Genomic DNA, 19273 nt, shown 5'->3' on the forward strand with positions numbered 1-19273 from the left:
GTACCCTTATGACGCGCGAGCGTCGGCAAACCGGAAAACCGCTGGTCGTGTGCAGCACCTTCAGGGCCGCCCGCGCCAGCCTTTGCCGGCGGCCGTACGCGGTTAATTTTCCCGATGCTCCATCCGTTTCGTAGGGATAGCCGAGTTGTTACTCGAAACCAATGTGCACGGATGAAACCAGATGAATGTTGAGAAGTCCCTGAAGCTCGCCCGCCGTTTCATTGAGCTGCCGGTGGAAAAGCGGCGGCTGTTTCTCGAAACCCTGGCCAGCGAGGGTATCGACTTTTCACAATTCCCGATCCCTGCAGACGTCGCCGTCGACGATCGCCACGCACTGTCCTATGCCCAGCAACGCATGTGGTTTCTGTGGCAGCTGGACCCCCACGGTGCCGCCTACAACCTGCCCAGTGCGGTCGTGCTGAAAGGGGCGCTGGACATCTCTGCGGTGCAGCGTTCGTTCGAACAGCTACTGCAGCGTCACCAGGCCCTGCGCACCGTGTTCCAGGCTCAGGGCGACGACGTGGTGCAAGTGGTGCAGCCAGCGGCCATCGTCATAGACGAACACGACCTCCAGGCGCTGGCCGGCGAGGCCCGTGACGCCGCTGTGGCGCAGGCCGTGCGGGACGAAGCCGGTATGCCTTTCGACCTCCAGCACGGCCCGCTGTTTCGTGTGCGCTTGCTGAAGCTGGCGGCCCAGGAGCACGTGCTGCTGTTGACCTTGCACCATATCGTCGCCGATGGCTGGTCGATGAACGTCCTCATCCAGGAATTCGTCCACGGCTACGATGCCCTGGTTAGCGGGCAGGCGCCGGAGCTGCCTGAGTTGCCCATTCAGTACAGTGACTACGCGCTGTGGCAGCGGCGCTGGCTGGAGGCTGGGGAGCAAGCGCGACAGCTGGCCTACTGGCGGGCCAAGCTGGGCGACCAGCATCCGGTATTGCAGTTGCCTGCCGACTACCCCCGGCCGCTGCAAGCCAGCCGCCAGGGGCAGCGCCTGGCCATCGCGGTGCCACAGGGCCTCAGCGAGCGACTGTCGGGCCTGGCGCGTCAGCAAGGGGTTACCTTGTTCAGTGTGCTGTTGGCCGGCTTCAAGCTGCTTTTGCAACATTACAGTGGCCTGCAGGACATCCGTGTCGGGGTGCCGGTCGCCAACCGCAATCGCGATGAAGTCGAGGGGCTGATTGGCGTATTCGTCAACACCCAGGTGTTGCGCACCGAGCTCGACCCGCAGATGTCCGTCGCCCAATTGCTGGCCGATATCCGCGAAACCACCCGCGCGGCCCAGAGCCACCAGGATTTGCCGTTCGAGCGTTTGGTCGAAGGCCTGCAAGTCGAGCGCAGCCTCAGCCATACGCCGTTGTTTCAGGTGTTGCACAACCATCAGGCGAACGTCGCCGACATCGGCGCCTTACGCAGCGAATCAGGCCTTGAGCTGCAAGTACTGGAGCGCCACGAGCGCAGTGTGCAGTTCGAGCTCACCCTCGATACGGTGGAGCGGGACGGCCAAGTGCAGGCCGCATTCACCTATGCGAGCGAGTTGTTTGCCCCGGCCACCATCGAACGTATGGCGGGCCATTGGCTGAACCTGTTGCAGGCCATGGCCGCTGACCCGCTGGCGGCCATCGGCGACTTGCCGCTGCTGGGTGCCGGCGAGCGGCAGCGGCTATTGCAGGCCAGCCAACCGGCAGCCAGCGAGTTCGCTGTCGACAGCGTACTTGCGCTGTTCGCCGCGCAGGTGGCGCAGCAGCCCCAGGCCCCGGCACTGGTGTTCGGCGACCGGCAACTGAGCTATGCCGAACTCGATGCCGATGCCAACCAGCTGGCGCACCAATTGATCGAGTGGGGCGTCGGGCCTGAAGTACTGGTCGGTATTGCCGTCGAACGGTCGGTGGAGATGATCGTTGGCCTGCTGGCGATCCTCAAGGCCGGTGGTGCCTATGTGCCGTTCGACCCGGAGTACCCGCAAGAGCGCCTGGCCTACATGCTGGCCGACAGCGGTGTGCAGCTGCTGCTGACCCAGCAGGCGCTGCTGCCACGCCTGCCGCAGGACACACCTGTGCGTTACCTGGTGCTCGACCAGGTTGCAGAGGCGCTGGCGCGCTTCAGCACAGCGGCTCCGCCTGCGCGGGTGAATGCCGATAACCTGGCCTATGCCATCTATACCTCGGGCTCTACCGGGCGTTCGAAGGGTGTCACCATCAGCCATGGCGCCCTGGCCAACTACGTCCAGGCGGCACTGCAGCGCCTTGCGCTGGGCCAGGCTGCGAGCATGGCGGTGGTCTCCACGCTGGCGGCCGACCTTGGCCATACCACCCTGTTCGGCGCACTGTGCAGCGGCAGCTGCCTGCATGTGATTGCCCTGGACATCAGCCTGGACGCCGAGCGTTTCGCCGCCTACATGCACGCACACGCGGTGGACGTGCTGAAAATTGTCCCTTCCCATCTGCAGGCATTGCTCGATGGCCCGCACCCGGCCCGGGCACTGCCGCAGCGTGCGCTGGTGCTGGGCGGCGAGGCTTGCCCCGGCGGGCTGATGGCCCAACTGGCGCAGCTGGCCCCGCACTGCACGCTGTTCAACCATTACGGCCCAACCGAAACCACCGTAGGCGCGCTCGCCGATGCGGTCGAGGCGCCATCGGCGACGGGGCGTGTGCCGCTTGGGCGGCCGTTGGCCAACATGCAGGCTTATGTGCTGGACGCTTCGCTGCAACCGCTGAGCACCGGTTGCCAGGGCGAGCTGTATCTTGCCGGTGCAGGGGTGGCGCGAGGCTATCACCGTCGCGCGGCGATGACCGCTGAACGCTTCGTGCCCAACCCGTTCGGGGCCGCCGGTAGCCGCGTGTACCGAACCGGCGATCTGGCGCGGCAGTTGGCGAACGGCCAGGTCGATTACCTGGGGCGGGTCGACCATCAGGTGAAGATTCGCGGTTACCGCATCGAACTGGGGGAAATCACCGACACCCTCAAGCGCCAGCCCCGTGTGCACGACGCCGTGGCCGTTATCCACGGCACTGGCAGCGCGGCCCGTATCGTCGCCTACGTGGTGCCCGACAGCCAGGCCGACGCCTCGCAGGTGCTTGCCGACGCACAAGCGGCGCTGGCCAGACAGTTGCCGGACTACATGCTACCGAGCCGCTTCATGGCATTGCCCGCCATGCCACTGACACTCAACGGCAAGCTCGATTTGCGTGCCTTGCCTGTGCCTGACGAAGGCCCGGCACAGGCCTACCGTGCCCCGCAGACAACCTTGCAACAGCAGTTGGCGCTGATCTGGCAGGACGTGCTGAACGTCGCCCAGGTAGGGCTTGATGACAACTTCTTCGCCTTGGGTGGGCATTCCCTGCTGGCGACGCAGATCATCGCCCGGGTCCGGCGCATCCTGGGGCGTGACGTACCGTTGCGCAGCCTTTTCGAAAGCAACTCGCTGCAGGGCTTTGCCGAACAGGTACTGGGCGCTGGCGCGCAGCACGTCGAGCCGATCGCAGCGGTGCCGCGTGACCAGCCCCTGGTCGCGTCGCACGCCCAGCAGCGGCAATGGCTGTTCTGGCAGATGCAGCCGCACAGCACCGCCTACCACACACCTATGGTCGTGCGCCTGCGTGGCGAACTGGATCGTGCCGCATTGACCCAGGCCTTCGCGATCCTCTGCGAACGCCATGAAGCCTTCCGCACGACGTTCGTCGAGCGCGATGGCGTGTTGCTGCAGCGCATCCAGCCTGCGGGTGAACTACCGCTGGCCTGGGACCAACTGCCGGCAACGGCCGGGTTGGCACACATACAGGCTCAGGTACTGGCCGAGACCCAGCGGCTGTTCGACCTGGGCACCGGCCCGTTGTGGCGCGCCAAGGTGCTGCAGTTGGGCGAGCAGGACCAGTTGCTGGTGGTCACCTTGCACCACATCATTTCCGATGGTGGTTCGATGAGCGTGATGGTGCGTGAGTTCGTTGCCCTGTACCAGGCCTTGCACCGGGGCGAAGCGCCGGCATTGGCCAAGCTGCCGATCCAGTACGCCGATTACGCCGCCTGGCACAAGCACTGGCTTGAGCAGGGCGAGCTCCAGCGCCAACTGGACTACTGGCGCGGGCAGCTGGGGAGCGAGCAGCCCATCCTCGAGCTGCCAATCGACCACCCGCGCAGCGCGCTGAAAGACCACCGCCTGGGGCGGGTCGCGTTCGCCCTGGACAGCGAACTGGCGCAGCGCTTGCGGCAGTTGGCGCGTGAGCATGAGCTGACCCTGTTCCAGCTGTTCCTCGGGGCTTTTGCCCTGTTGTTGCAACGCTACTGCGAACAGCCCGATGTACGCATCGGCATACCGGTGAGCAACCGTAGCCGGCAAGAGCTGGAAAACGTCCTGGGCTTTTTCGTCAATACCCTGGTCATGCGCGTCGAAGTCGACCCGGCCATGAGCGGCGCGGCGCTGCTCAGCCAGGTCAAGGCCACGGCGCTGGCCGGCCAGGCGCATCAGGACCTGCCGTTCGACCGCCTGGTCGAAGCCTTGAACCCGCAACGCTCGCTGGACCGCAACCCGCTGTTCCAGGTGATGTACAACCACCTCAGCATTGCCGGCCAGCAGGTTGGCAGCACCAGCCTGGCAGGTTTGCATGCCGAAGAAATGACCCTGCAGGGTGGCACCGCGCAATTCGACCTGACCCTGGAAACACTAGAGACCGACGCGGCGATCAACGTGTCGTTCCTCTACGCTGCCGAGCTGTTCGAAGCCGCTACCCTGCAACGCATGGCTGAGCACTGGTGCAACTTGCTGCGCGGCCTTGCCGCCGACCCAGCCCAGGCTGTCGGCGAGCTGCCGTTGTTGGCGCCCCAGGAGCAGGCGGCACTGTTGCAGGGCTGGCAACAGGCGGGGCTCGCGGCCGCGCCGGGGGCGGTCCACCAGCTGATTGCCGAACAGGCCCAGCGCCAACCGCAAGCGGTAGCGTTGCTGGTCGGCGACCAGCAACTGAGCTACGGCCAGCTCGAGGCCCGGGCCAACCAGCTGGCACACCGCCTGCGGGCGCTGGGTGTCGGCCCCGACGTGCTGGTGGGCATCGCCCTGGAGCGTTCGCTCGACATGGTTGTCGGTTTGCTGGGCATTCTCAAGGCCGGGGGCGCGTTCCTGCCGCTGGACCCGCAGTACCCGGCAGAGCGCCTGGCCTACATGATGCAGGACAGCGGCATCGACCTGTTGCTCAGTCACAGCCGGGTGCTGCCGGGCCTGGAAGTGCCGGCCGGCATGCGTACGCTGCTGCTCGACCAACGGGTTGAGCAGCCGGGCGCCGACCATGCGCCCACCGTGGCATTGAGCCCGCAAAACCTGGCCTACGTGATCTACACCTCGGGTTCTACCGGCCAGCCCAAAGGCGTTGCGGTCGCACACGGGCCGCTGGCCATGCACTGCCTGGCCACGGGCCAATGGTACGAAATGACCCCGGCGGACCGTGAGCTGCATTTCCTGTCGTTTGCCTTCGACGGTGCTCATGAACGCTGGCTGACCTCGCTGGTCATGGGTGGCAGCCTGCTGCTGCGCGACGATGAGCTGTGGAGCCCCGAGCGCACCTACGAGGAGATACGCCGGCATGGGGTGACCATGGCCGGATTCCCGCCGGCTTACCTGCAACAGCTGGCCGAGCATGCGGCGCATGCCGGTAACCCTCCACCGGTTCGTCTTTACAGCTTTGGCGGCGATGCCATGCCGCGGGCGACTTACGAGCGGGTGCAGCAAAGCCTGCAACCCCAGGTGATGATCAATGGGTATGGCCCCACCGAGACCGTGGTCACGCCGATGGTCTGGCGTACCCGCGCCGGGGATCATTGCGACAGCGCCTATGCACCGATCGGCCAGCCTGTCGGCGAGCGCAGTGCGTGTGTGCTGGACGCCGCCCTGGGCCTGCTGCCAGCAGGCGTGGCCGGGCAGCTGTACCTGGGCGGTGCCGGCCTGGCCCGTGGCTACCTGGGACGCCCGGGGCTGACGGCCGAGCGCTTCGTGCCCGACCCGTTTGGCACCGAGGGTGCACGCCTGTACCGCACCGGTGACCAGGTTTGCCTGCGCGCCGACGGGCAGTTCGATTACCTGGGGCGGATCGATAACCAGGTAAAAATCCGTGGCTTCCGCGTCGAGCTGGGCGAAATCGAGGCGTGCCTGCTGGCCTGCGCCGAGGTGCGCGAGGCCGTGGTGGTAGCCGTCGACGGCCCAAGCGGCAAGCAGCTGGCGGCATACCTGGTGCTGGCCGATAGCATTGCCGCACACGGGCCGGCCGAGCAGCGCGAGCAGCTGAAGGCGGCACTGCGCCAGAGCCTGCCGGACTACATGCTGCCGACCCACTGGCTGGTGCTGGAGCAACTGCCGTTGCTGCCCAATGGCAAGCTCGACCGCAAAGCACTGCCGGCACCCGACTTCAGCGCCCTGCAGCAGGCCTACGTGGCGCCACGCAATGCCCTGGAGCAGCGTCTTGCCGCGTTGTGGCAGCGCGTGCTGAAGCTCCCGCAGGTGGGCGTGAGTGACAACTTCTTCGAGCTCGGGGGGGACTCGATCATCTCGATCCAGCTGGTCAGTCGGGCGCGTCAGGACGGCCTGCTGTTCAGTGCCCGTGATCTGTTCGAGCATCAGACCGTGGCCGCACTGGCCAGCGTTGCCCAGGTTGGCGCATGCGAGGTGCAAGCCGACCAGGGGCCGCTCAGTGGCGAGCAGGTGCTGCTACCGGTGCACCAGCTGTTCTTTGCCCAGGAGATTCCGGCACGTCACCACTGGAACCAGTCGATCCTGCTTGAACCACGGCAGCCTTTGAACGCTGCTGATCTGGAGCGGGCCCTGCACGCCCTGGTCGAGCACCATGATGCCTTGCGCCTGAGCTTTGCGCCCGCCGATGACGGCTGGCAGGCGCGCTACCGCAGCCCTGCACAGTGCGCCCAGGCGGCACTGCTGTGGCAGGCCGCGGCGGATGATGAAGGTGGGTTGCACACTTTGCTCGAGCAAGCGCAGCGCAGCCTTGACCTGGAAAACGGGCCATTGCTGCGTGCCTTGCTGGCAACGCTGGCGGACGGCAGCCAGCGCTTGCTGTTGGTCGTTCATCACCTGGTGGTGGATGGGGTGTCATGGCGCATCCTGCTGGAGGACCTGCAACAGGCCTACGCTGCCGTGCTTGCGGGTAACCAGCCGAACCTGCCCGCCAAGAGCCATTCCATGCAGGCATGGGCCAAGCGCTTGCAGGGGCATGCAGCGCACATGCAGGGCCAGCTTGGCTACTGGTGCGAGCAGTTGCAGGGGCGCGCCGCACTGCCACACCGGCAGGTCAGCGACCTGGCCGCAGCCAATCAGCAGTGCCACGCCCACACGGTTTACAGCCGCCTGGACCGCGCCTGGACCGAGCGGCTGCTGCGCGAGGCGCCGGCCGCCTACCGCACACGGGTCAACGACCTGCTGCTGGCAGCCTTGGTGCGGGTGATTGCAGGCTGGACCGGGCGCGACGAAGTGTCGGTGCTGCTGGAAGGTCATGGCCGTGAAGCGCTGTTCGACGACCTGGACCTCAGCCGCACGCTCGGCTGGTTCACCACGGTGTTCCCGCTGAAGCTGGCGGTGCCCAGTGAGCGTTCCCACACCTTGAAGCAGGTCAAGCAGCACCTGCACAGCATTCCCGACAACGGCATCGGTTTCGGTGTGCTGGGCCAATGGGGCAGCGCCGAGGCGCGCCAGCAATTGGGCCATGTACCGCTGCCGGAAATCACCTTCAACTACCTGGGCCAGTTCGATGGCAGCTTCGATCAGGCCGAAGCGCTGTTCGTGCCGGCCAAGGAAGACAAGGGCGCCGATCACGACGCGCAGGCGCCGCTGGGCAACCTGTTGAGCCTCAATGGCCAGGTGTACGGCGGTGAGCTGAGCCTGGGCTGGACGTTCAGTCGCGAGCTGTTCGATAGCGCCACCCTTGAGCGCCTGGCCGCAGATTACACCCGCGAATTGCAGGCGTTGATCGAGCACTGCTGCACACCGGGGGTGTGCGGTGTGACGCCGTCCGACTTCCCGCTGGCGCGCCTGTCGCAGGCCCAGCTGGACCAACTGCCAGTGCCCGCGGCCGAGATCGCCGACCTCTACCCGCTGGCGCCGATGCAGCAGGGCATGCTGTTCCACGCCTTGTACGAGCAGCAGGCGGGGGACTACGTGAACCAGATGCGCGTCGATGTCGCCGGCCTGGATGTCGAGCGTTTCCGCCGTGCCTGGGAGGCTGTACTGCAGCGCCACGATATCTTGCGCACGCAGTTCCACTGGGAGCACGAGCAGGCCCTGCAGGTGGTACGCAAACACGTTGAACTGCCGTTCGTGGTGCACGACTGGCAGGGGCGCGAAGGCCTTGAGGCTGCCCTCGAGCAACTGGCACTCGACCAGCGCCAGCAGGGCTTCGACCTCAGCCAGGCACCGTTGCTGCGCCTGGCGCTGGTGCGCACTGGTCCGGCCCGACAGCACTTGCTCTATACCAGCCATCACATCCTCATGGATGGCTGGAGCAACTCCCAGCTGTTGGGCGAAGTGCTGCACCAGTACGCCTTGCTGGGCGACGGGCAGCCCTCGGCATTGCCACCGGTCACCAGCCGCTACAGCGATTACATCGGCTGGCTGGGCCGGCAGGACGCCGCTGCCGGTGAAGCGTTCTGGAAAGACTGCCTGCGCGACCTGCAAGGGCCCACCCGCCTGGCGCAGGCCATTGCCTACGAGGCCCAGGCCGAAGCCGGGCAGGGCTACGCTGAGCATGTGCAGGTGATCGATGCCGCCACCACCGGGCAGCTGGTGGCACTGGCGCGCCAACACAAGGTCACCCTCAACACCTTGCTGCAGGGTGCCTGGCTGTTGCTGCTGCAACGCTATACCGGGCAGGACAGCGTCACGTTCGGGGCCACGGTTGCCGGGCGCCCGGCGGCGCTCAAGGGCATCGAGCAGCAGGTGGGCCTGTTCATCAACACCTTGCCGGTCACTGCCAGCCCGGCCCCGCAGCTGCCGTTCGCGCAATTCCTGCAGCAGCTGCAGGCGCAAAACGTGGCCATGCGCGAGTTCGAACACACCCCGCTGTTCGACATCCAGCGCTGGAGCGGGCAGGGCGGCGAGGCCCTGTTCGACAACATCCTGGTCTTCGAGAACTATCCCGTTTCCGAAGCGCTGCAGCAGGGTGCCCCGGCAGGCTTGAGCTTCGGCGAGGTCTACAGCCGCGAACAGACGCATTACCCGCTGACCCTGTCGATCAGCCAAGGGCAGACCTTGCAGTTGCACTACAGCCATGCGCTGGAGCATCTGCAGCGCCCGGCGCTGGCTGCGCTGGCCGACAACTTCCAGCATGTGCTGCAGCAGTGCCTGAGCTTGCCGCTGGACAGCTGCCTGGGCGCGTTCTGCCTGGTAGCTCCTGCCACCCGCGAGGGGCTGTTGCAGCACGTCAACCAGACGGCTGCCGATTACCCGCTGCAGCACAGTTATGCCGAGCTGTTCGAAGCGCAGGTGGCCCGTACCCCGCAGGCGGTCGTTGCGCGCTGCGGCGACCGGCAGTACAGCTACAGCGAGCTGAACCGCCGTGCCAACCGTGTGGCCCATGGGCTGATTGCGCTGGGGGTCGGGCCTGACCAGCCGGTGGCATTGCTGGCGCAGCGCAGCCTTGAGCTGCTGGGCATGATGGTGGGCACCTTCAAGGCCGCCGCCGGCTACCTGCCACTGGACCCTGGGCTGCCACAACAACGCCTGAGCCATATCGTCGCCTTGAGCCGCACCCCGGTGTTGCTCTGCACCGAGGCTTGCCAGGCGCAGGCCGAGGCTTTGCTGGACGCACTGGACGAAGCACGGCGGCCGCAGCTGCTGGTGCTGGAAACCCTCGACCGGCCTGGCAGCGCCGAGCACGATCCGCAGCGCTACAGTGGCCCGCAGCATCTGGCGTACGTGATCTACACCTCGGGCTCGACTGGGCAGCCCAAAGGGGTGATGGTCGAGCAGGCGGGCATGCTCAACAACCAGTTGAGCAAGGTGCCTTACCTGGGCTTGGGGCCGGACGACGTGATCGCCCAGACCGCGTCGCAGAGCTTCGACATTTCGGTGTGGCAGTTCCTTGCAGCGCCACTGTTTGGCGGCTGTGTGCAGATTGTGCCAAACGAACTGGCCCATGATCCCGAAGCCTTGCTGCAGCAGGTGCGCGAGCAGCGCATCAGTGTGCTCGAGAGTGTGCCGTCGTTGATCCAGGGTATGTTCCAGGCCCCGGCCATTGCCGTGCCGTCGCTGCGCTGGATGCTGCCCACTGGCGAAGCGCTGGCGCCGGAGCTCGCTCGTCAATGGTTGCAGCGCTATCCCGATGTCGGGCTGGTCAATGCCTATGGGCCGGCCGAATGTTCCGATGACGTGGCGTTCTTCCGGGTCGACCTGGCGAGCACGCAAGGCGTGTACCTGCCCATTGGCAGCCCGACCGACAACAACCGCCTGTATGTGCTGGACGCCGCGCTGGAGCTGGCGCCGCTGGGCGTCACCGGAGAGCTGTGCGTGGCAGGAACCAGCGTGGGCCGTGGCTATGTCGGCGACCCCCTGCGTACTGCCCAGGCCTTTATTCCGCACCCTTGCGGGGCGCCCGGCGAGCGCCTGTACCGCACTGGCGACCTGGCCCGGCGCCGTGCCGACGGCGTGCTGGAGTACGTCGGCCGGGTCGATCACCAGGTCAAGATCCGCGGCTTCCGGATCGAGCTGGGCGAGATCGAAGCCGCGTTGCTCGACAGCGATCAGGTACGCGAGGCGGTGGTGATGGCCCAGCCCGGCGCCAACGGGCCGCAGTTGGTGGCCTATTGCGTGGCGGATGACGCTGTGGCTGCCGACGCGCTCAAGCAACAGCTCAAAGCCAGCCTGAAAGCCCGTCTGCCCGACTACATGGTACCTGTGCACTGGGTGCTGATGGCGCGTCTGCCGCTGACGCCGAACGGCAAGGTAGACCGCAAGGCGCTGCCGCTGCCGGACATGAGTCAGGCACGCCAGGCCTATGTTGCCCCGTGCAGTGAACTGGAGCAGCAGCTGGCCGCGATCTGGCAGGACGTGCTCAAGCTTGAGCAGGTGGGGCTGGACGACAACTTCTTCGAACTGGGTGGCGATTCGATCGTTTCCATCCAGGTGGTCGGGCGCGCCCGCCAGGCCGGCATCGCCTTCAGCCCCAAAGATGTTTTCGAGCAGCAGACGGTACAGGGCCTGGCGCGTGTCGCTCGGCGGGGTGCCGCTCAGCAGCAGATCGACCAGGGCCCGGTCAGCGGTGAGCTGCACCTGCTGCCGGCCCAGGCCGAATTCTTCGCGCTGGCTATTCCCGAGCGCCATCACTGGAACCAGTCGGTGCTGCTGGACGCCCTGCAGCCGCTGGATGCCGACCGGCTGGAACACGCCCTGCACCAGTTGGTGGTGCACCATGACGGCTTGCGCCTGAAGTTCGACGAAAGCGAACAGGGCTGGCGCGCCAGCTTCGGCGAAGCGCACGTGCGCCACGCGCTGTTGTGGCAGCGTGACTGTGCCGATGCGCAGGCGCTGGAGGCTCTGTGCGACCAGGCCCAGGCCAGCCTGTGCCTGGGCAGCGGCGACCTGGTGCGTGCGGTGCTGGTAACGCAACCGGGCGAGTGCCAGCGCTTGTTGCTGGTGATCCATCACCTGTTGGTCGACGGGGTGTCCTGGCGGATCCTGCTGGAAGACCTGCAGCGTGCTTATCGTCAATGCGTGGCGGGCCAAGCGGTGGTGCTGCCGGCCAAGACCAGTTCGCTCAGGGACTGGGCCGGGCAGTTGCAAGCCTATGCTGGCAGCGCAGGGCTTGGCAGCGAGCTGGCGTACTGGCAGGCGCAGTTGCAGCACGACCACGCCGAGCTGCCCTGCGACCACCCGGGTGCTGGGCAACAACGCCGACGTGCGCGCACGGTCAGCACGCAACTTGACCGCGAAGTGACCCGGCAGCTTCTGCAAGAGGCTCCGGCCACCTATCGTACGCAGGTCAACGACTTGCTGCTGACTGCGCTGGCGCGCGTGGTGGGTCGCTGGAGCGGCCAGGCCGCGACGCTGATTCAGCTGGAAGGGCATGGCCGCGAAGAACTGTCCGCCGACCTTGACCTCAGCCGAACCGTCGGCTGGTTCACCAGCCTGTACCCGGTGTGCCTGCGCGTCGAGGGCGAGCTGGGCGCGTCGATCAAGCAGGTCAAGGAGCAGTTGCGCGCCATCCCCAACAAAGGCCTGGGTTACGGTGTGCTGCGTTACCTTGGCAGTGACGAGCAGCGTCAGGCCCTGCAAAGCCTGGCAACACCACGCATCACCTTCAACTACCTGGGGCAGTTCGACGCCAGCTTCGATGGCGCCGGTGATGCCTTGCTGCAACCTTCCCGGCTGGGCGTCGGCGCCGAACAGAGCGCTGACGCGCCGCTGGAAAACTGGCTCAGCCTCAATGGCCAGGTCTATGGCGGCGAGCTGCGCATGGGCTGGACGTTCAGCCTCGACCTGTTCGACGAACAGACCGTGCAACACCTGGCGGACGATTACGGGCGCGAGCTGCGCAGCCTGGTCGAGCATTGCCTGCAGGCCAACGAGGCCGGTGAGCAGGGCATGACACCTTCGGACTTCCCGCTGGCGGGCCTGAGCCAGGCCCAGCTCGATGCGTTGCCGGTACCGGCGGCGCAAGTCGAAGACATCTACGCGCTGTCGCCGATGCAGCAAGGCATGCTGTTCCACTCGCTGTACGAGCAGGGCAGTGGTGACTACATCAACCAGATGCGTGCCGATGTGCAGGGGCTGGATGCCGAACGGCTGCGGGCCGCCTGGCAGGCAGTCTACGACCGCCACGAGGTGCTGCGCGCCAGTGTGCTGTGGCAGGGCCAGCAGCAACCGTTGCAGGTCATTCACAAGCACCTGGCCGTGGCGCTGGTGTACCAGGATTGGCGCGAGCGGCGGGAGCTGTCCACCGCGCTCGACCAGTTGGCCAACGCCGAACGCCTGCGCGGGTTCGACCTGGGCAAGGCGCCGCTGCAACGCATCCAGGTCATCCGCATTGGCGACGATCGCTACCACCTGATCGATACCAACCACCACATCCTCATGGACGGTTGGAGCTATTCGCAGCTGCTGGGGGAGGTACTCGAACAATACGGCGCCCAGGCCCGCGGCGAGCCTCGCCCAGCGGCGCCGGCAGGGCGCTACCGCGATTACATCGGCTGGTTGCAGCGCCAGGATGCGCAGGCCAGCGAGCAGTTCTGGAAAGCCCGCCTGGCGGACCTGGAACAGCCCACACTGCTCAGCCGCAGCCTGGCGACCGGCGAGCCATTGGCCGAAGCCGACGTAGCCGGGCAGGGGCAGGTTGTATTGCTGCGTGATCGCCAGCAAACCCGCCAGCTCAGCGATTTCGCCCGGCAGCACAAGGTCACGCTCAACACCTTGATGCAAGGGGCCTGGTTGTTGCTGTTGCAGCGTTATACCGGGCAGGCGGCGGTCGCATTCGGTGTCACCGTCGCGGGCCGTCCTGCCGAGCTGCGCGGCGTCGAAGCGCACATCGGGCTGTTCATCAACACCTTGCCGGTGGTTGCCAGCCCGCGCCCGGAACAACCCGTGGTGCAATGGCTGCAAGCGTTGCAAAGCCTCAACCTGCAATTGCGTGAACACGAACACACGCCGTTGTTCGAGATCCAGCGCTGGGCCGGTCACGGCGGCGAGGGGCTGTTCGACAGCATCATGGTGTTCGAGAACTACCCGGTCTCGGAGATCCTCCAGCAAACGGCACCCGAGGGGCTGCGTTTCGATGCGGTGCACAACCATGAGCAGGCCAACTACCCATTGACCCTGGCGGTCAACCAGGGCGAGACGCTGTCGGTGACCTTCGGCTACGACCGTGGCTGCTTCGCTGCCGTGCAGGTCGAACAACTGGCTGGGCACCTGCGACAGTTGCTCGAGCAGATTGTCGAGGCCACGGCGCACCAGGCGCTGGGCAGCCTGACGCTGCTCGATGCGCAACAGCAGCAGGCCACCTTCGCCCAGTGGAACCCGGCCCCCGCCGAGCACCCGGCCGATCAGGCCCTGCACAGCCGCATCGAGGCCCAGGTGCAGCGCACCCCCGATGCCATCGCCGTCACCTGCGAGGGCCAGGCCCTGAGTTATGCCCAGCTCAACCAGCGTGCCAACGCCCTGGCCCGGCGCCTGGTCGACGACGGGGTCGGGCCTGACGTGCTGGTCGGCCTGGCTGCCGAGCGCTCCCTGGACATGGTCGTTGGCATCTTCGCCATCCTCAAGGCTGGCGGTGCCTACGTGCCGCTGGACCCGGCCTACCCGGCCGACCGTTTGGCCTACATGATCGAAGACAGCGGCCTGCAGCGCGTGCTGGCCCAGCCCCAGGTGCTGGCCAGCCTGCCGGTGCCGGCAGGCGTGCGCGTGCTCAGTCTGGAAAGCAACGATGACAGCAGCCAGGCCGACCCGCTGGCCTGCTCGCCGGTCACCGTCAGCCCGGACAACCTCGCCTATGTGATCTACACCTCCGGTTCCACCGGCAAGCCCAAGGGCGTGCTGTTGCCGCAGCGCAACGTGCTGCGCCTGTTCACGGCCACCGACGCCGACTTCCGCTTCGGCAGCGACGACGTGTGGAGCCTGTTCCACTCCTATGCCTTCGACTTCTCGGTGTGGGAAATCTTCGGCGCCCTGCTCTACGGCGGGCGCCTGGTGATTGTGCCGCAGCACACCAGCCGCTCGCCCGAGGCCTTCTACCAGTTGCTGGCCGATGAACAGGTCACGGTGCTGAACCAGACCCCGTCGGCGTTCAAGCAACTGATGGCAGTGGCCACCACGGCCGAGCCGCAGCGGCCATTGGCATTGCGCAGCGTGGTGTTCGGGGGCGAGGCGCTGGACGTCAACAGCCTGGCACCGTGGTTCGAGCGCTTCGGCGACCGCCAGCCGCAGCTGGTGAACATGTACGGCATCACCGAAACCACCGTGCATGTCAGCTACCGGCCGCTGTCGCTGGCCGACCTGGGCAAGGCGGCCAGCAGCCCGATGGGCGTGCCGATCCCCGACCTGTCCTGGTATGTGCTCGACGGCGACCTGAACCCGGTAGCCAAAGGCTGCATCGGCGAGCTGTACGTCGGCCGCGCCGGCCTGGCGCGCGGCTACCTCAAGCGCAGCGACCTGAGCGCCACGCGCTTCGTGCCGGACCCGTTCGGTGCCCCTGGCGGGCGCCTGTACCGCACCGGTGACCTGGCGCGCTACCACGCCGACGGGGTGATCGAATACGCCGGGCGCATCGACCACCAGGTGAAGATCCGCGGCTTCCGCATCGAGCTGGGTGAAATCGAAGCCCGCCTGCAGGCCCAGCCGCAGGTGCGCGAGGCCCTGGTGCTGGCCCAGGAAGGCGCGACCGGCCAGCAGCTGGTGGCCTACCTGATCCCCGCTGCCGAGGTAGCGCTGGAGCAGCAGGCCGGGCTGCGCGCGCAGCTGCGCGAACAGTTGAAGGAAGCGCTGCCGGACTACATGGTCCCGGCGCACCTGCTGCTGCTCGACCAATGGCCACTGACAGCCAACGGCAAGCTCGACCGCAAGGCCCTGCCCAAGGCCGATGCCAGCCTGTTGCAGCACGGTTATCGCGCCCCACGCAGCGAGCTTGAACAGCAGCTGGCAGCCATCTGGCAGGACGTGCTCAAGCTTGAGCAAGTGGGCCTGGACGACCACTTCTTCGAACTGGGCGGCCACTCATTGCTGGCCGTGAGCGTGGTTTCGCGGGTGCAACTGGAACTCGGCCTGAGCCTGACCCCGCAACTGATTTTCCAGCACCCAACCCTGGCGAGCTTCGCCGAACAGCTGGCCCAGGCATCTGCGCCGGCGGACACACAAACACTCAGCAAGCTGTCGGCTCTGCTGGACGAAATGGAGGACGTGTGATGGACACCGCAGTCGCCACGAAAATTGCCCAGCGCTTCATCAATCTGCCGCTGGAAAAGCGTCGCCAATACTTGCAGAAAATGCTTGAAGAGGGCGTGTCCCCGGCCAACCTGCCCATTCCGCTGGTGCGCGACGACACCACCGTGGTGCCGTTGTCGTTTGCCCAGGAGCGCCAATGGTTCCTGTGGCAGATGGAGCCTCAGGGCACTGCCTACAACATCGGGGTCAGCCTGCGCCTGCATGGCCCGCTGAACCTGCAGGCCTTGCAAGGCAGTTTCGATGCGCTGCTGGCGCGGCACGAGAGCTTGCGCACCACGTTCACCCATGACAGCCGCGACGGTGGCCCGCGCCAGCGAATCGCCCCACAGCTGACGGTAGCGATCGAATGCAGTGAGCGCGGTGTGGGCGATGAGCAGGCGCAGGTTCAAGCCTTCGTCGAAGCCCACCGGGAGCAGCCGTTCGACCTGCAACACGGCCCCGTGTTGCGCGTGGCGTTGCTGCGCCTGGCGGCCGAGGACCATGTGCTTAGCCTGGTGGTGCACCACATCGCCGCTGACGGCTGGTCGCTGAAGGTCATGGTCGATGAACTGCTGCAGGGTTACAGTGCCTGCTGCCAAGGGCATGCCGTGGCTGTTCGGCCCCTGCCCATCCAGTACGCCGACTATGCCATCTGGCAACGGCGCTGGATGGAGGCCGGTGAGCGCGAGCGGCAGCTGGCCTATTGGCAAGCGCAGTTGGGTGGCCAGCAGCCGGTGCTGGAACTGCCCACCGATCGGCCCCGCCCGGGGCTGATGAGCTACCGCGGCGCACGGCACGACTTCAGCTTGCCGGCCGAACTGTGCCAACGCCTGCAAGACCTGGCCCGCCACGAAGGGGTGACCTTGTTCGTGCTGTTACTGGCCGCGTTCCAGGCCTTGCTGCAGCGCTACAGCGGGCAGCAGGACATTCGCGTGGGTGTGCCCATCGCTAACCGCAACCGGGTAGAAACCGAAGGGTTGATCGGGTTTTTCGTCAACACCCAGGTGCTGCGCGCGCAAATCGAGCCGCAGCAGACCTTCCGCGCGCTGTTGCAGCAAGCCCGCCAGGCCGCCAGCGACGCCCAGGCCCATCAAGAGCTGCCGTTCGAACAACTGGTCGAAGCCTTGCAGCCGGGGCGCAGCCTGAGTCACAGCCCGTTGTTCCAGGTCATGTTCAACCACCAGCGCCAGGGCAATGGCCAGCAAGCCGCCAGCGACACAGCGCTGCGTATCGAGGCTTTGCCTGGCGAAACGCGCACCGCGCCGTTTGACCTCACCCTGGAAACCTTCGAAGCGCCAGGGCAGATCGGCGCCTCGTTCAACTACGCCACCGATCTGTTCGATGCCACGACCGTGGCGCGCATGGCCGGGCACTGGCTGCAATTGCTGGACGGCATCGTGGCCGACGCGGGCCAGCGAGTCGCTGCGTTGCCACTGCTCAGCGACAGCGAGCTGGACGTGATCGGCCAGGCCTGGAATGACACGGCGGTGCCGGTTGCCGACGCCTGTATCCAGCACATGATCGAGCAGCGTGCCCATGCCACACCGCATGCACCGGCCGTGCAGTTCGAAGACCAGACGCTGAGCTACCAGCAACTCAACGAACACGCCAACCGCCTGGCCTGGCGCCTGATCGAAGGCGGCGTGGGGCCGGACGTCAAAGTCGGGGTGGCCCTCGAACGCTCGCCACAGATGCTCGTCGCCTTGCTGGCCGTGCTCAAGGCCGGGGGTGCCTATGTACCGCTGGACCCTCACTACCCGGACGAGCGGCTCGCCTACATGATGGAGGACAGCGGCATCAGGCTGCTGCTGACCCAGCCGTCGCTCCAGGCACGCCTGCCGATACCGGCCACGGTCCAGTGCCTGTTGCTGGCGCCCGAACACCCGCTGGGCAGTGGTTGCAACGCGGCAGCCTACGGTGTGCACAACCCGCAGCCCCACCTGTCGGCCGAGCACCTCGCCTACATGATCTACACCTCGGGCTCCACCGGCAGGCCAAAAGGGGTGATGGTGCCCCACGGTGCGCTGGTCAACTTCATCGCCAGCATGGCCAAGGCGCCGGGGCTGGCTACCGGAGACCGCCTGTTGTCGTTGACCACGTTCTCGTTCGATATCTTCGGGCTGGAGATGTACCTGCCGCTGGTGCAGGGCGCCTGCGTGGTCCTGGCCGGTCCGGATACTGCACAGGACCCGCAGCGGGTGCTGGAGCTGGTAGCGCGGCAGGCGGTGACCGTGCTTCAGGCTACCCCTTCGACCTGGCGCATGCTGCTAGACAGCGGTCGCGGCGAGGTGCTGGCCGGCTGCACGAAGCTGTGTGGCGGCGAAGCGCTGAGCGATGACCTGGCCCAGCGGCTGCTGGCCCTGGGCGGGCCGTTGTGGAACCTGTACGGGCCGACCGAAACCACCATCTGGTCGGCGCTGCACCGCTTGCAGCCCGCCAGGCCGCAGGCATTGCTAGGCAGGCCAGTGGACAATACCCGGCTCTACCTGCTGGGTGAGGACCTGGCGCCAGTGCCTGTTGGCGTTGCCGGCGAGCTGCTGATTGGCGGGGCGGGGCTGGCGCGCGGGTATTACCAGCGGCCAGGGCTGACCGCCGAGCGTTTCGTCCCCGACCCGTTCGCCGGGAACGGTGAACGGCTGTACCGCACCGGCGACCTGGCGCGTTACCGGGCCGAGGGTGTGGTGGAATACCTCGGGCGAATCGACCAGCAAGTGAAGATGCGTGGCTACCGTATCGAACTCGGTGAAATCGAGGCACAACTGGCGCGTCATCCCGCCATTCGCGAAGCGGCGGTAGTCGCCCGGCCGGGGCCTGGTGGCCAGCAGCTGGTGGCTTACCTGGTGCCGCAGGACGTGGCCGTGGTCGACGATGCGCAAACGCGGGAGGCACTGGGCGAGGCGCTGAAGCGGCAACTGCGCAGCGCATTGCCGGAGTACATGGTGCCGACCTGGACGACGTTCGTCGCAACCTTCCCCCACACCCCCAATGGCAAGCTTGACCGCAACCGCCTGCCAGCCCCTGACCTGAGTGTCGCCCGGGTGGCCTACCTGGCACCGCAGAGCGAGCTGCAGCAGCAAGTGGCGCAGATCTGGCAGGAGGTGCTGCACGTCGATCAGGTCGGCCTTGCCGACAACTTCTTCGACCTCGGCGGGCATTCGCTGCTGGCCACCCAGGTCACCGTGCGGCTGCGTGAGCAGTTGAAGCTGGAAACAGCGGTCAAGGCGCTGTTCACCACCAATGACCTGCAAGCCTACTGCGCCGAGATCGCTGGCGCTCAGCCGCAAACCCAGGCGGTCAACGATGCCTTGGCTAAATCCTTGGAGGCCCTCAAACGTCTATCAGCCGAAGATCTGGAAAATCTGATCTCTTGACAGGGGAAGG

2 protein-coding genes are annotated in these 19273 nt (G+C 66.4%); both read left to right on the forward strand.

Annotated elements, in window-relative coordinates; translation table 11 throughout:
* Positions 1–181 precede the first annotated feature (181 nt).
* Entirely contained in the window at positions 182–15874 is a 15693-nt protein-coding gene (locus DMX11_RS17605) for a non-ribosomal peptide synthase/polyketide synthase (protein WP_110745660.1), read from the forward strand.
* A complete protein-coding gene (locus DMX11_RS17610) occupies positions 15874–19263 on the forward strand; it encodes a non-ribosomal peptide synthetase (protein ID WP_110745661.1) in 3390 nt (1129 codons plus the stop codon). Before DMX11_RS17605 ends, DMX11_RS17610 begins: the two co-directional genes overlap by 1 nt.
* Positions 19264–19273 lie beyond the last annotated feature (10 nt).

Origin of the sequence: Pseudomonas sp. LB-090624 (assembly GCF_003205205.1) — a bacterium.
In the GTDB taxonomy this organism is placed as follows: domain Bacteria; phylum Pseudomonadota; class Gammaproteobacteria; order Pseudomonadales; family Pseudomonadaceae; genus Aquipseudomonas.